13 protein-coding genes and 2 tRNA genes are annotated in these 14,458 nt (G+C 30.8%); 7 read left to right on the top strand and 8 right to left on the bottom strand.

Annotation, left to right across the window (positions count from 1 at the left end; genetic code table 11):
* Window positions 1–115: 115 nt before the first annotated feature.
* Together ytaF and L1S47_RS19895 are read right to left on the bottom strand one after the other, a co-directional pair.
* Window positions 116–760 (bottom strand): sporulation membrane protein YtaF, encoded by a 645-nt coding sequence (gene ytaF / locus L1S47_RS19900; RefSeq protein ID WP_373689127.1) that lies wholly within the window; start codon window positions 758–760, stop codon window positions 116–118.
* 114 nt (window positions 761–874) lie between these two features.
* A complete protein-coding gene (locus L1S47_RS19895; RefSeq protein WP_238886718.1) occupies window positions 875–1,966 on the bottom strand; it encodes a hypothetical protein in 1,092 nt (363 codons plus the stop codon).
* Window positions 1,967–2,150: 184 nt separating this feature from the next.
* Here L1S47_RS19895 and L1S47_RS19890 point away from each other — a divergent pair, with 184 nt between their 5' ends.
* The 3 genes from L1S47_RS19890 to hydG all read left to right on the top strand — a co-directional run bounded on the left by L1S47_RS19890 (window position 2,151) and on the right by hydG (window position 4,548).
* Window positions 2,151–2,414, top strand: a complete 264-nt coding sequence (locus tag L1S47_RS19890; protein WP_238886716.1) for a hypothetical protein — start codon at window positions 2,151–2,153, stop codon at window positions 2,412–2,414.
* Window positions 2,415–2,863: 449 nt separating this feature from the next.
* On the top strand, window positions 2,864–3,115 hold the full coding sequence (locus tag L1S47_RS19885; RefSeq protein ID WP_202769013.1) for a TM1266 family iron-only hydrogenase system putative regulator: 252 nt from the start codon (window positions 2,864–2,866) through the stop codon (window positions 3,113–3,115).
* A 20-nt stretch (window positions 3,116–3,135) separates the two neighbouring features.
* Window positions 3,136–4,548 carry a [FeFe] hydrogenase H-cluster radical SAM maturase HydG gene (gene hydG, locus L1S47_RS19880; RefSeq protein WP_238886714.1) on the top strand — a complete coding sequence of 471 codons (1,413 nt, stop codon included), beginning with the start codon at window positions 3,136–3,138 and terminating at the stop codon, window positions 4,546–4,548.
* A gap of 54 nt (window positions 4,549–4,602) precedes the next feature.
* Here hydG and L1S47_RS19875 read toward each other — a convergent pair whose 3' ends face one another.
* Window positions 4,603–5,505 (bottom strand): AEC family transporter, encoded by a 903-nt coding sequence (locus L1S47_RS19875; RefSeq protein WP_238886711.1) that lies wholly within the window; start codon window positions 5,503–5,505, stop codon window positions 4,603–4,605.
* Between the two features lie 175 nt (window positions 5,506–5,680).
* On the opposite strand from L1S47_RS19875, the gene L1S47_RS19870 reads away from it, so the two are divergent.
* The gene (locus L1S47_RS19870; protein WP_238886709.1) at window positions 5,681–6,922 is read left to right on the top strand and encodes an MFS transporter; all 1,242 of its coding nucleotides are present in this window, start codon (window positions 5,681–5,683) and stop codon (window positions 6,920–6,922) included.
* Between the two features lie 80 nt (window positions 6,923–7,002).
* On the opposite strand, the gene L1S47_RS19865 is transcribed toward L1S47_RS19870, so the two are convergent.
* Both L1S47_RS19865 and L1S47_RS19860 read right to left on the bottom strand, forming a co-directional pair.
* Window positions 7,003–7,078 (bottom strand) — tRNA-Lys (locus L1S47_RS19865).
* 88 nt (window positions 7,079–7,166) lie between these two features.
* Entirely contained in the window at window positions 7,167–8,117 is a 951-nt protein-coding gene (locus tag L1S47_RS19860) for an L-lactate dehydrogenase (protein ID WP_238886701.1), read from the bottom strand.
* A 331-nt stretch (window positions 8,118–8,448) separates the two neighbouring features.
* On the opposite strand from L1S47_RS19860, the gene L1S47_RS19855 reads away from it, so the two are divergent.
* Window positions 8,449–8,886 (top strand): Rrf2 family transcriptional regulator, encoded by a 438-nt coding sequence (locus L1S47_RS19855; RefSeq protein WP_238886700.1) that lies wholly within the window; start codon window positions 8,449–8,451, stop codon window positions 8,884–8,886.
* 132 nt (window positions 8,887–9,018) lie between these two features.
* Window positions 9,019–10,860 carry an asparagine synthase (glutamine-hydrolyzing) gene (gene asnB / locus L1S47_RS19850; protein ID WP_238886699.1) on the top strand — a complete coding sequence of 614 codons (1,842 nt, stop codon included), beginning with the start codon at window positions 9,019–9,021 and terminating at the stop codon, window positions 10,858–10,860.
* A gap of 33 nt (window positions 10,861–10,893) precedes the next feature.
* Here the strand turns inward: asnB and nagE are convergent, their stop codons facing one another.
* Window positions 10,894–12,342, bottom strand: a complete 1,449-nt coding sequence (gene nagE, locus L1S47_RS19845) for an N-acetylglucosamine-specific PTS transporter subunit IIBC (protein ID WP_202769007.1) — start codon at window positions 12,340–12,342, stop codon at window positions 10,894–10,896.
* Window positions 12,343–12,756: 414 nt separating this feature from the next.
* Between nagE and L1S47_RS19840 the strand changes: the two genes are divergently transcribed.
* Entirely contained in the window at window positions 12,757–13,233 is a 477-nt protein-coding gene (locus L1S47_RS19840) for a PTS glucose transporter subunit IIA (RefSeq protein ID WP_202769006.1), read from the top strand.
* A 30-nt stretch (window positions 13,234–13,263) separates the two neighbouring features.
* Here L1S47_RS19840 and glcT read toward each other — a convergent pair whose 3' ends face one another.
* On the bottom strand, window positions 13,264–14,130 hold the full coding sequence (gene glcT / locus L1S47_RS19835) for a glucose PTS transporter transcription antiterminator GlcT (RefSeq protein WP_238886698.1): 867 nt from the start codon (window positions 14,128–14,130) through the stop codon (window positions 13,264–13,266).
* 175 nt (window positions 14,131–14,305) lie between these two features.
* Window positions 14,306–14,381: transfer RNA gene (locus tag L1S47_RS19830), tRNA-Lys, on the bottom strand.
* Window positions 14,382–14,458 lie beyond the last annotated feature (77 nt).

Below are 14,458 nucleotides of genomic sequence, written 5' to 3'. Positions count from 1 at the left end.
TTAACTTATACTTGTTTGAAAATGTCGGCTTCTGGACATTTTCAGGCATGAATAAGTTAATAGTTGAACTTAAAACCCTATATATATTTTATAACTATTCTTTACTAAGTGTTAATTATATAATTTGTTTTATTCCAATTAATATTAATAACACCCCTGCTATAATTGGAGCTTTTTCTCCGATATTCCATTTACTAAATATTTTTGCTACATAATTTCCCACCCATAAAGCTATGAAGCTAACAAAAGCAGAAAAGAACCCCACAAAAATAGGATTAACTCCTATCATTCCAGCACTAAGACCTCCACCTAGTGTATCCATTGATAAGGCTACTCCTAGCAGCGTTGCTTCCTTATAATCTATATCCTTTGAGTTATTTACATCAGCTTTTTCTGGATTCTTCATTATATCTTGAATAGATATATCTTCATTAACTATTACTTCCTCTTCTTTATTTTTCTTATTCCTATATGGCTCAACTATAATCCAGATACCTATTCCAATTAGCAATATCATACTTAAATATGAAGATATACGTGAATTTAAAGTTTGTGAAACAACTTGTCCAGACAAGGCTGCTAACGAGGCAAAAATAAAGGTTATAAAGGAAATATATAAATTTTTAGACATGGGGATTTTAATCCCTCTAATACTATAAGCAATCCTAACACTGATGTTATCGATATTATTGGCTAGAGCAATAAATAAAGTATATATTATACGCATATAGTTAACTCCTTTTTCCTCTTTGCTGTATATCTTATAGTATTAATTTTCAATACTATGTGTTACTTCAAGAAAAAAGATATGCCTATAACAAAAAATTAGAGGAAGATATATTTTGATTGACTCAAATCCTCCCCTAAACATATATTACCTAACATACATATCAATTAGTGTACCTAATCCTCTTTCTAAATTTCTTAATTTCTCTTTGTCTAAGCATCTTAAATATATTGCTTCAATTTGCAACATATATTTTTTCCCTTCAGATAAATGGGTCTTTCCTTCATCAAGTCTTACTTTATAATCATCAGTTATTTTTGAAATTATATCTTTAAATTTCTCATCTGTACCCTCAGTTATTAACTCCTTATAAGTATCAATAACTATGTCAGAATCTCTTTCAGAATAATATTCATGAGGATTTGTACTATCAAATGCACAAACTCCTAACTCTCTAATAACTACCATATCAAGACTCTCTGGATCAAATCCACAATGATAAACTTCTAAATCCATTCCCCTACTCATACCTTCATCTAATATCTTCTTCAATATAGTGGATTTTCCTGTCCCTGGTCTTCCTTTAATAAGATATCTCTTGTCAAGATTTCTTGTTATATTAGGGATAAAATCCTTTGTTCCTTCTGGAGTAACTGCTTCAAAATATCTATGATATACTTTTGATTCTTTATTTTCACAGCTATCAGTATATATTTCCTCTACAAGAGATTTAGCCAGTTTATTAGCCTTACCGATATCTAAGTTTTCCATATATATTTCTTTTAACTTATTATAATATTTCAAAGCTTCATTAAAGGAATGTTCTGCTGCTTTGAATTCTGATTTCATTTTATCCTTAAGCTCCTCAATTTCCCGTTCTTTTTCTACTAATTCAGATTCTTTCATTATCCCTGATAAATCTATATATTCTTTACCCCTATTTACTTGAGCAATTTTCGATCCATAAATAGGATTGCCATCAACAAAAGCAACCTGAGCTTCTGGTATAATTACACCTTCTATATATTCATTATGCATATAACTATTTATAAGCTCTATTTCATATTCTCTTAATAGATAAGCTTGAGCAATTGATTTTATGAAAGAAGTCTTTATTATTTGAGGAGCATTTTTTACTATATATAAATCTTTAACATTACTTAATATCGAATCATAATAATTAACTTGTCCTCTTGCTGTATTACCGCCTCCGTAATAATTGATAATGTTAGCTACCATTTGAACACTTCCTCTTTAAAAATATTTCATTTTACATCTATATTATTTATATGATTTTATATTCCTAAAGGTGAAGTTAAATGAATTCCATTTATTCAAATTTACCATTTTTATGTACACAGACATAACCCTTTGCTTGCCTGCATATTATACTTACTATAAGCCATGTGTTTAAGGAGATATTATGTCCATTTATGACTTAAAACCTGAAGAATTACCCGTTGCCGCAACTATTGTAGCTCTTCAACTTTCTATAGGAATCAATATAGAACAAAAAATCATACTCGGTACCTTCTTACAAAATATCGGAAGTAATTTAACTTTTATGGCTGCACAACAGGCTATTATGAGGGATAGGATTAAGGAAGCAACTACTTCATCTGATACTACGGATACATCAGCAACTGCAGCTGCAACAGCTGCTGCTGCAGGCACCCCTACTTTTTAGTGCAACATACTTTTCAAAGTATACCTTTGTCGTTTAAACCTTATACCAAAACAGTTGCTAATTACATAGCTAAATTCATTAACTCTTTCTAAAGTTATGTGTGATAAATTATCTCCTTGTTGATATATGAAATAAACTGCTGTAAAATATATATTGTAATTATTTATAAGCTTGGATAAAAGGACATAAACAAGTTTTATCTATATAGTTAAAACTCTATAATCTTCTTTTAACTGACCTTAAATTTTTTTATTCTAATTTTCTTTCTAATTGCAAGGTATTACTAAGCAAAAGGATTTGAAGACAAATATCGATGCTATGATAGCATAATATACTTATTTGTTTATAAAAATTTACCTTCTGCTTTGCGGAGGGTTTTTATATTTTAGAATACAAATTACTTTAATTAAATTTCTCAATAGTATATTGAAGGTACTACTGGAGGTTCTATGGAAGATAAAAATAGAGTTGGCGTAGTTGCTATCGTTCTTGATAGCATTGAATCTGCACCTAAAGTTAATGAAATACTTCATGATTTTGCCTCTATCATCGTAGGAAGAATGGGCATTCCTTATAAAGAAAAAGGAGTTTCAGTAATTTCAATTATCGTTGATGGGACAACTGATGAAATAGGTGCCTTAACTGGTAAGCTTGGAAGAGTTACAAATGTACAAGTTAAATCTGCTATAACTAAAAAGTAATATTAAGGAGTGTCGTTGTTATGATTAGAGAATACAAGGCTGAAGAATTTATAATTGAGGAAGAAATTCATCAAAGTATTTCTGAAGGTGAAAAATTAGCAAAAGACAAGGATTACGTAAAATCTTTACTTGAAAGATCCAGAGATTTTAAGGGATTAACTCATAGAGAAGCTGCTGTTTTATTAGCCGTTCAAGACGAAGATTTAGTGAACGAAATGTTCAAAGTTGCTAGAGAAATAAAAGAAAGAATATATGGAAACAGAATTGTTCTATTTGCTCCACTTTATTTATCAAACTATTGTGTAAATAATTGTGAATACTGTGGATATCAACACTGCAATAATGATTTATTAAGGAAAAAATTATCTCAAGAACAAATAGCCGAAGAAGTTAAAGCTTTAGAAGCAATGGGACATAAAAGACTTGCACTAGAACTAGGTGAAGACCCTATAAACAATCCTCTTGAATATGTTCTTGAATCTCTTAAGACCATTTATTCACTTAAATTTGATAATGGTGCTATAAGAAGATGTAATGTTAACATAGCCGCAACTACAGTTGAGGATTACAAAAAATTAAAAGATGCTGGAATTGGTACCTATATCTTATTCCAAGAAACATATCACAAACCGACCTACGAAAGACTTCATCCTCAAGGACCTAAGCATGACTATAATTGGCACACTACTGCAATGCACAGAGCAAGAGCTGCTGGAATAGATGATGTTGGGATGGGTGTACTTTACGGATTATATGATCATAAATATGATACTGTTGCCATGTTAATGCACGCTGAGCATCTTGATAAGGAAACAGGTGTTGGTCCTCACACTCTATCTGTTCCAAGATTAAGACCTGCTGAAAATGTTGATTTTTCTACTTATCCTCATATGGTTAAGGACGAGGATTTCAAAAAGTTAGTAGCTATTTTAAGAATTGCTGTTCCTTATACAGGTATTATCTTATCAACAAGAGAAGAAGCTAGCTTCAGAGAAGAAGTTTTATCTGTAGGAGTTTCTCAAGTTTCTGCTGGTTCTTGTACTGGTGTAGGTGGATATTCTGATACTAATAAGGAAAAAGAAAATACAGCTCAATTTGAAGTTAGTGATGAAAGAAGTCCAAGTGAAGTAATGAGAAGTTTATGTAGCCAAGGATATATTCCAAGCTATTGTACTGCTTGTTATAGAGAAGGAAGAACTGGTGAAAGATTCATGGCCCTTGCTAAAAGTGGACAAATCCATAATGTTTGTCAACCTAACGCTTTATTAACTTTTAAAGAATATTTAATTGATTATGCTGATGAAGAAACTAAAAAAGTTGGAGAAGAAGCTATAGCTAAAAATCTTCAATTAATTCCAAATGAAGCAGCTAGAAAAGCTTGTGAAGATAAGCTTCAAAGAATCCAAAATGGTGAAAGAGATTTACGTTTTTAATATAAAAAATCTAAAAAACAAGCTTGGACTTATATCCAAGCTTGTTTAATTTTATCAGGTTATAAATCTTAACATTAAAGGAATGGTAACTATCGAAAATAGTGTGCTAATAAACACTGTAAATGCAGCAAAGTCCTTATTTTTATTATAATTTTCTGCAAATATTGATGTAGTTGCTGCTACTGGCATAGCTTCACATGCAATAATAACATTTGTAGGTAAAGATTTAATTCCTAAGATAATTACTATTGTATATAAAATAACCGGTACCAAAATTAATTTTGCAAATACTCCATAGTATAAATAAATATCTTTTATTCCCTTCCTCATTGATACATTGGCCATCATACTCCCAGTTATTATCATTGAAATAGGTGTTGTCATCCCACCAACCATACTAATGACATTTTCAATAACTAATGGCATTTTAACTGGAGATACCATAACTACCGCTCCTATGACAACAGATATAATTCCTGGATTAATAAATATCTTTTTTAAATCCTTTATATTCTCCTTACCATTAAACAACATCACTCCATAGCTCCAAAGAAATACTGTAAATGCCATATTAAATATAGATGCATAGGCTAATCCTTCTTTTCCATATATACTCTCAATTATTGGGAAGCCTATAAATCCACAATTTGAAAATACTGTGGCAAATTTTAATATCTCTTTCTTTTCTCCATTAACTTTTGAATATAGTAGCTTAGAAATTAGTATTATAATTAAAAATGAAAGAAAACTATATCCCAGTGACTTAAAAAGATTTAAAATGATTTCACTGTTATACTTTATATTAAACGAATTAATTATAAGAAGCGGTAAAGTTATATTAATAAGCAAGGATGATAATCCTTTATTAATTTCTTCATTTAATATTTTTTTCTTATTTCCATAGAAACCTACTAGCATTATTAAAAAAATTTCCCCAATTTGTGAATATAAATTCATACATGCCCCCTACTTTTAAGTTTTATGTAATTATACCAATTCTATAGTTCTTTATAAACAAATAAATATATAAGTTAAAACTTTATTTTAAAGGTAAATATTTATTAACTTATGTATTTTGCACTCTATATTCCTCTATAATTAAATAAAGAATAATTTTTAGGAGGATCCTATCTTGAATAAATATGAAAGAAGCTGGATTTTGCAAGATTTCGGTAATTCTGCATATTCAATAGTAGTTACAACAGCTATACTTCCTGTATTTTTCAAACAAGTTGCAGCTAATAACATGGCAGATAATATTTCTACAGCATACTGGGGTTATGCAAACGCATTTGCCACATTCATTATTTCAATCTTAGCTCCATTTCTAGGGACAATTGCTGATTATAAAGGTTATAAGAAGAAATTTTTTACTTGTTTCTTATTGATTGGAGTTATTTCAACTGCGCTTTTAGCAACTGTTTCTGAAGGTAACTGGCTAATGTGCTTAGCTATTTATATTTTTACTACAATCGGATTTTCTGGCTCTAATATTTTCTATGATTCTTTTCTTACAGATGTAACCGAAAATTCAAAAATGGATAAGGTCTCTTCATATGGATATGCTTGGGGATACATTGGTGGTACCATTCCCTTTCTTATATGTATACTAATTATCACGAATGCTTCATCCTTAGGAATATCTACTACCTTTGCTACTCAACTTTCATTTTTAATAACATCTATATGGTGGTTACTTTTTTCTTTTCCGATACTTAGAAATGTTAAGCAAAAATATTATATTGATGATGACCCTAAAACAATCATTAAAGAACTTAAAAAGCTTTGGATTGCACTAAAAAAATTAAAGAACAATAGAAATGTCTTTCTATTTCTTTTAGCCTTTTTCTTTTATATAGATGGAGTTCATACTGTTTTCACCATGGCTACTGCCTATGGCATAGATATTGGAATCGATAGTAATACAATAATGAAAATACTTGTAGTAATACAAATAGTTGCTTTTCCTTTCGCAATTCTATATGGAATGCTCGCAAAGAAATTTTCTACTAAGATTATGATTTTAATAGGTATCATAACTTATACTATAGTATCAATTTATGCATTCTTTATTAAAACTCAATTTGACTTTTGGATTCTATCTATTTTAGTTGCCAGCGCACAAGGTGGTATTCAGGCACTTAGTCGTTCATTTTATGGCAAGATAATTCCAAAGGAAAATTCAGCTGAATATTTTGGAATTTATAATATATTTGGAAGAATTTCAGCTGTTATAGGACCTCTCTTAATTGGCATAATTGGAACAATTACTGGCAGTTCAAAATACGGAATCTTAAGCTTAGTTATCTTATTCTTTATCGGTGGTTTTTTATTTTTAAAAGTAAAAAATAACAATTCCGAAATCTCTATTTAATAAAGTAAAAAACTGATTTTTCAAATTGAAAAATCAGTTTTTTTATTTTAAGCTAAGCAAGTTTACATATTTAATAATTGTGGTGACCCACCGGGGAATCGAACCCCGGACACCATGATTAAAAGTCATGTGCTCTACCGACTGAGCTAGTGGATCTTAATGCACAACATCCTCAAGTATTGTATACCACTTTATATTTTTTGTCAACCAATGCTTTCTTTTATAGGTTTTCCGAAATATATATTTATATACTTAGTAAACTACAATGTTTTTTTATTGTTTCTACAGATTTATTAAACTTAACTTTTTCTTCTTCTGCCATTTCTATTTCTACTAATTCTTTTACTCCATCCTTATTTAAAACTGCTGGGACTCCTGCAAATACATTATCAAATCCATATTCCCCTTCTAATAATGTTGATACTGGAATTATCTTATTTTCATCATTAAATATTGCCTTAATTATTCCAACCGCAGCAGTAGCAATTCCGTAGTAGGTAGTTCCTTTTCTGTTAAAAACAGCCCATCCTGCCTGTGCTGTATCTAAGGTAAGCTTATCTAAATCTACATTACCAATTCTATCTTTATTATCCTTTATTACTTTACTGAAAGGCTTTCCTCCAATATATACATGAGACCATGGAACCATTTGAGAATCTCCATGTTCACCCATAGAATACGCTTGAACACTTCTAGGATCTACTTGAACTAAATCTGCAATAAAGTGCTTTAATCTTGCTGAATCAACTGATGTTCCTGTTCCAATTACATGGCTCTTAGGTAGTCCTGATAGTTTCCATACATAGTATGCCATTATATCAACTGGATTAGAGATTATAATAAAGTGACCGTTAAACCCACTTTTCATAATAGGTTCTACTATCGACTTCATTATTCTAGCTGATGCTTCTAAAGTATCCAATCTACTTTGACCTGGTTTTGGTGGTGGTCCAGCTGTGATAATTATTGCATCTACATCTGCACAATCTTCATAGCTTCCTGCTCTAACCTTAGTATGTTGGTCTAAATATTCAATACAATGACTTAAATCCATTGCTTCACCTAAAGCTTTTTCATGATTAATATCAATCATTATTATTTCTTCACAAACTCCTTGAGTAACTAAACTAAAGCCTGCACTGGATCCTACAAGTCCAGTTCCAACAATCGCAACTTTTCTAGACTTTATGGCCATTATTTTCCCTCCTAAAAAACTACATTATATAAGCAATTTTACTAACGCTTTGATTTATATTATAATTAGTATATATCATTAATTCATTTGTAACAATTTATCCTTAAAACCCTTTTACTATCAAAATATAGATTCAATACTAATTAAATAAATTATTGAAATTCCTTTAATTTGGGTTATAATATACTAATGAATAATAAAAATATCAGTTAAAATTTTCATACAATGAAAATTTTAGAATTAATGACATTTATAGAGATTGCCTAGTATCCCTATATGTTTTATAATGTTTGTATACTAGAAAATTTATTTTAAAAAGTAGGTGTACTTTATGAAAATTTCAACCAAAGGAAGATACGGTATTCAACTAATGTTGGATTTGGCTATACACTATAATCAGCAATTAATACCATTAAAAGATATAGCAGCCCGTCAAGAAATTTCCGAAAAATATCTTGAACAAATAATAACTCCACTAAATAAATCTGGATATGTTAGAAGTGTTAGAGGTTCTCAAGGTGGATATATGTTAGCTCTTGAGCCATCAAAAATCACAATCGGAATGCTCTTAAGAGTATTAGAAGGTCCATTGTACCCTGTTGATTGCGCAGCTACTGATAATCCAAACTGTGATCGTGCTTCAACTTGTGTTACCATAGGAATATGGAAAAAAATGAAGGACGCTGTTGAAAGCGTGGTTGATAACATATCTCTTGAAGATTTAGTTGAAGAGTATAAATCAAAAATCGAGCCAGATTTCTGTATTTAGGTTTTATAAGTTATTCTTATAAAACCTTCTTTATTTTATGTCAAACTTAAGTCTCATATTGTAACTATCTGTTTTTATATTTCATAGTATAACCTATAAATTAATTATTATATATTTTAGAGAGGTATTACTATGTGCGGAATTTCAGGATGGATTGATTTTTCTAAGGATTTACTCCCTTTCTATAATGTTATAGAATCAATGAATGAAACTCTTAAACTGAGAGGTCCTGATAGTGAAGGCTTTTTCTCAAGCAATAATGTTCTCCTTGGACACAGACGTCTTATAGTTGTTGACCCAGAAGGGGGAAAACAACCTATGATAAAGCATCTCAATTCTAATACTTACGTTTTAGTTTATAATGGAGAGCTTTATAATACTGAAGACTTAAGAAAAGAACTCCTTTCCTATGGACATACATTTAACTCTTATTCTGATACTGAAGTATTATTAACCTCATATATTCATTGGGGAATTAATTGTGTAGATAAATTAAATGGAATCTTTTCTTTTTGCATCTACGACAAAAATTCTCATAATATTTTCTTAGTTAGGGACCCTCTAGGGGTTAAACCTTTATTTTACTCAATTAGAGGATCTTCTTTAATATTTGGTTCTGAAATAAAAACTTTACTTGCTCACCCTTATATAACTTCACAAGTAGATGAAGATGGACTAACAGAACTTCTTGCATTAGGTCCTGCTACTGCACCTGGAAGTGCAATTTTTAAAGATATTAAAGAAATTCCCCCTGGATTCTTTTTGAACTTTTCACCAAACGGATATTATCTAAAAGAATATTGGAAACTCACTGCGGAAGATTTTAATGAAACTCAAGATGAAGCCAAAGAACACTTAAAAGAACTTTTAACTGATGCTATTACAAGACAATTGGTTGGTGATGTTCCCCTATCAACTTTTTTATCAGGTGGCTTAGATTCTTCAGTAATATCTGCTATTGCATCAAAAGAATTTAAAACAAGAGGAAAAAAACTAACTACTTACTCAATTAACTTTGAAGAAAATGAAACCTACTTTAAATCATCACTTTTCCAGCCAACCCCTGATGAAGAATGGGCGCTATTTATGTCAAGAAACATAGATAGTAATCATCACACAATATTGTTAAACAATCTAGATTTAGTTACAAACTTGAAAGACGCCTTAATTGCTAGAGATCTACCTGGTATGGCAGATATCGATTCATCTCTCTTCTTAGCCTGTAAAGAAATTCGAGAAGATTTTGTAATTGGTCTATCTGGCGAATGTGCTGATGAAATTTTAGGTGGATACCCATGGTTTACAAATAAAGATATGATGAATGCCACTACCTTCCCTTGGGCAAGGTCAACTTCAAGCAAAATAGATATTTTAAATCCTTCTCTTAAGCATTTAAAACTTGAGGAGGTTGTAGATGCAAACTATAATGACTCTATTTCAAAAGTATCTCATTTAGATGGTGAAAATTCTTTAGATTATAGAATGAGAGAGCTATTCTATTTAAATGTTAAGTGGTTTATGGTAAATCTATTAAACCGAAAAGATAGAATGAGCATGTCAAATTCCCTAGAAGTTAGAGTTCCTTTTGCAGACATTAGATTAGTTCAGTATGCCTTTAACTTACCTTCTCATATAAAATTCCTCAATGGCCGAGAGAAAGGACTTCTTAGAGAATCCTTAAAAGGAATACTTCCGGATGAAATTGTTGAGAGAAAAAAGAGTCCTTATCCAAAGACCTATCATCCTATATATACTGAAGAAGTGTGTAAGGAAATGAATAAGATACTAAACACGCCATCTTCTCCAATATTAGATATTATTGATAAGAAGAAAATTCAAGAAATAGTTAACACAAAAGGAACTTCCTATAAGATTCCTTGGTATGGACAGTTAATGATGGGACCACAATTTATAGCTTATTTAATACAACTAAACTTATGGCTAGATCTATATAATATCCAGCTAGTTAAATAAAAAAGGTTAGGATTTCTCCTAACCTCTTATATTTTATTTCATTAATTTTTTCATATGTGAAACTATTGGATCAGCTAAAGTTCCAACTACTATTTGGTAGTTTCCTTCGCCCATTTTCATAATTCCTGAAGCACCTAATTTCTTAAGTTCTTTTTCATTAATCTTACTTCCATCAGCTACTGATAATCTGATTCTAGTTACACATGCATCTATAGTTTCAACGTTTCCTTTTCCACCTATAGCATCAAGTATTCCTTGAGCTTTAACTGCTAAATCTGATGAGCCTTTTGATGAGCTTCTAACTTCTACATCTTCAGCATCTTCATCTTCTCTACCTGGAGTCTTAATATCAAACTTCTTAATGAAGAATAAGAATACAAAGTAGTAAATTGCAGCAAATACTAATCCAACTAATGCTAATCCTAATGGATTGCTTGTATTTGGCTTATTGAAGTTTAATGCATAATCGATAAATCCTGCTGAGAAACCAAATCCTATTTTCATGTTAAGAGCATATGTTACTGCTCCTGCTACACCAGTTAACACTGCATGTATTCCGTATAGAACTGGTGCTATAAACATAAATGAGAATTCTATTGGTTCTGTAATACCAGTTAAGAATGAAGTAAATGCTAATCCTAATAACATACCAGTAACTTCTTTTCTTCTTTCTTTCTTAGCTGCTGTAATCATAGCTAAGCAAGCTGCTGGTAAACCAAACATCATTATTGGGAAGAAACCAGTCATAAATTGACCAGAGTTTGGATCTCCTGCGAAGTATCTTGTTAAGTCTCCTCTTACGATTTCTCCAGCTGCATTTGTGAATGTTCCAAATTGGAACCAGAATATTGAATTCATTACGTGATGTAATCCAAATGGAATTAATAATCTGTTTAATAAACCGAATCCGAATGTTCCTACTGAACCTGAGTTAGCAACTGCATTACCGAATGTATCTAATCCCCATTGAATTCTTATCCATCCATATCCTGCTAACACACCAAGAATTAAACATACAAGTGAAGTAACGATTGGTACAAATCTCTTACCACCAAAGAATCCAAGGAATTGTGGTACTTTAATATCTTTATACTTATTGTATAATTCACCTGCAACTATACCAACTATAATACCGGCTAATACTCCCATGTTAATATCTTTATTGAAAGTAGCAGCAACTTCTGTAATTACAAAATAACCAACTGCTGATGATAAAGCTGCAACTCCATTGTTTTCTTCAGCTAATCCTACTGCTATACCTATAGCAAATAGTAATGCTAAGTGACCAAATACAGCATTTCCTGCTGCTGCCATCCATGGAATTCCTTTTTCCATTAAGTATTGATTTCCTGTCCAAGCCCAAACGTCATTTTGACCTAGTCTTAACATAAGTGCTGCTGCAGGCATTACTGCTACTGGTGTCATTAATGACTTACCTATTCTTTGAAGGTAAGCAAGAACTCTGTTGTTTCCTTTTGACATTTTGAAAACCTCCTAATAAATTTTTTTCGATACAGATGGTTATCAATGAATAATTGCAAATAAAAAAGCTGAAAAGAATATACATAATACATTCTTTCCAGCTAATGCCCTAAATAGTTACACGCTGTATCGATTAATATCTTTAATTACAAATTCAGTATATACCAACCTATTTTACTTGTCAACGGTTTCAGTGAAAAATTTTTTAAAATCTTAAGAACTTATTATTTATCCCCCTAAGTTATTGACAACAAATATCTGTGACGTTATAATTTAATTAAACGTGTTACTGTTTATCAGGCATAAGTTTAATTTAAACTTATGCCTTTTTTAATACCATGAAAACAATTTAGTGAATTTATTTTTAGGAAGGAAGTGAACTATCCTAATTATTTATTATAATTAGGTATTACTATGTTTGGATTATTTAGCAAAGAAGTTAAAATTATAGCTCCAGTATCTGGTAAAACAATTGACTTATCTCAAGTACCTGATGAGGTATTCGCTCAAAAAATGGCTGGTGACGGAGTAGCTATTGATACTACTGGAGATTTAATCGTAGCTCCTGCTGATGGAGAACTTACATTACTTTTTAAAACAAAGCATGCTTTTGCTATGACTCTTTCAGATGGTACAGAGCTTTTAATACATGTTGGATTAGAAACTGTATCCCTAGAAGGTGAAGGTTTTGAGGCTTTAGCTGAGCAAGGTTCTAAAATAAAAGCTGGAACACCTATCTTAAAAATAGATAGAGATTTTATAAAATCAAAAGGTCTATCTTTAATAACTCCAGTTTTAATTACTAACCCAGATAACTTAAAAAACTTAAATGCTGTGATTGGTGAAGATGTTCATGCTGGTAAAGATACAGTTATAACTTATAAAAAGTAATAATAAAAAAGGGTGCTATATTAGCACCCTTTATATTTTAACCTTTTTTAGCGAAACTCTAAATCTCTCAATATGCATAGCTAAGTAAGCTACCTCATCTTCCACAACCTTAACATCTTCTAAATTATCTTCTAATATCACGGCTACATTCTGAGCTATCTTATATGACTTTCGATACTTTTTCTTAATTTCTTGTATCAAGTCGTTTGCAATAGGACTGTTTGTGGTTATTCTCTCTATTGCAAATCTTAAATGAGTTAAAAATCTAGCATAATCTAATGACTTTCTATCTATTTCAACCTCTAATGCATCCTCAACATATTCAATTATTGTATTACTAATAAAACTATATTTTATTGTATTAGAAAGCTTACCATTTTTTCTAGCAGAGTGTATATGAAGTGCTATAAATCCTACTTCTCCATCTGGAATATAAACACCCATTTTTTCTTGTATCCTATCTGCAATATCTTGCGCTAAACTAAATTCCTTTTTGTATAGTGTCTCTACTTCTGCAACGAATGGATTTTGTATTTCTTCATTGTTCTTTAGCCTTTTAATAGCAAAAGATAAGTGATCTGTTAGTGCTATGTGAATGTTTTCACTCAATTCTTCTCCTAGCTCTTTTGATATATAGAATATCAATTCCTCGCAGAATCCAATAAATTCATTATCTACATTATTAGTTAACTCTCTGAAATTTCTTAAATTGTCCTTATCTTCTATTACAAATATCTTTTCTATTTCTGTTCCCTTTCTAATTTGATCTCCAGGTCTTTTACCAAAGCCGATCCCCTTTTCAAATAATAATTTTTCTCTACCCTCTGCTTCCACAAGAACTATATTATTATTGAAGGCTTTTATAATTTTACAATCTTGCTCCAAGGCCTTTTGCATTTCTACACCCTCTATCCATTCATACTTATATATTTATTCTAATTATATTTTCATATAAATTCAATTATTATATTTTTATTTCATACTATAATTATGTAATAATATACAAAAAACGAGGACCTATATCTATAGGATTACCTCGTTGCTTTCCAAATCTAAATTATATTTAATATTTTGGTGGCTTACCGGGGAATCGAACCCCGGACACCATGATTAAAAGTCATGTGCTCTACCGACTGAGCTAGTAAACCATATAAATTGGCGATTCCCTACTCTCCCACACAGTCTCCCGTGCAGTACCATCGGCATCTCAAAGCTTAACCGTCCT

The organism is Clostridium sp. YIM B02551 (assembly GCF_022324735.1).
Classification (GTDB): Bacteria; Bacillota; Clostridia; order Clostridiales; family Clostridiaceae; genus Clostridium_T; species Clostridium_T paridis.
The sequence above is the reverse complement of the archived record's forward strand: the minus strand, read 5'-3'. Positions and strand labels throughout refer to the sequence as shown.

What these genes read in the sequence shown, in the direction of transcription:
- L1S47_RS19890 (WP_238886716.1), top strand. Translation starts at nt 2,151, where the DNA reads ATGTCCATTTATGACTTAAAACCTGAAGAATTACCCGTTGCCGCAACT.
- glcT (WP_238886698.1), bottom strand. Translation starts at nt 14,130, where the DNA reads ATGCAAAAGGCCTTGGAGCAAGATTGTAAAATTATAAAAGCCTTCAAT.
- L1S47_RS19840 (WP_202769006.1), top strand. Translation starts at nt 12,757, where the DNA reads ATGTTTGGATTATTTAGCAAAGAAGTTAAAATTATAGCTCCAGTATCT.
- asnB (WP_238886699.1), top strand. Translation starts at nt 9,019, where the DNA reads ATGTGCGGAATTTCAGGATGGATTGATTTTTCTAAGGATTTACTCCCT.
- L1S47_RS19885 (WP_202769013.1), top strand. Translation starts at nt 2,864, where the DNA reads ATGGAAGATAAAAATAGAGTTGGCGTAGTTGCTATCGTTCTTGATAGC.
- L1S47_RS19875 (WP_238886711.1), bottom strand. Translation starts at nt 5,505, where the DNA reads ATGAATTTATATTCACAAATTGGGGAAATTTTTTTAATAATGCTAGTA.
- nagE (WP_202769007.1), bottom strand. Translation starts at nt 12,342, where the DNA reads ATGTCAAAAGGAAACAACAGAGTTCTTGCTTACCTTCAAAGAATAGGT.
- L1S47_RS19855 (WP_238886700.1), top strand. Translation starts at nt 8,449, where the DNA reads ATGAAAATTTCAACCAAAGGAAGATACGGTATTCAACTAATGTTGGAT.
- L1S47_RS19860 (WP_238886701.1), bottom strand. Translation starts at nt 8,117, where the DNA reads ATGGCCATAAAGTCTAGAAAAGTTGCGATTGTTGGAACTGGACTTGTA.
- hydG (WP_238886714.1), top strand. Translation starts at nt 3,136, where the DNA reads ATGATTAGAGAATACAAGGCTGAAGAATTTATAATTGAGGAAGAAATT.
- L1S47_RS19895 (WP_238886718.1), bottom strand. Translation starts at nt 1,966, where the DNA reads ATGGTAGCTAACATTATCAATTATTACGGAGGCGGTAATACAGCAAGA.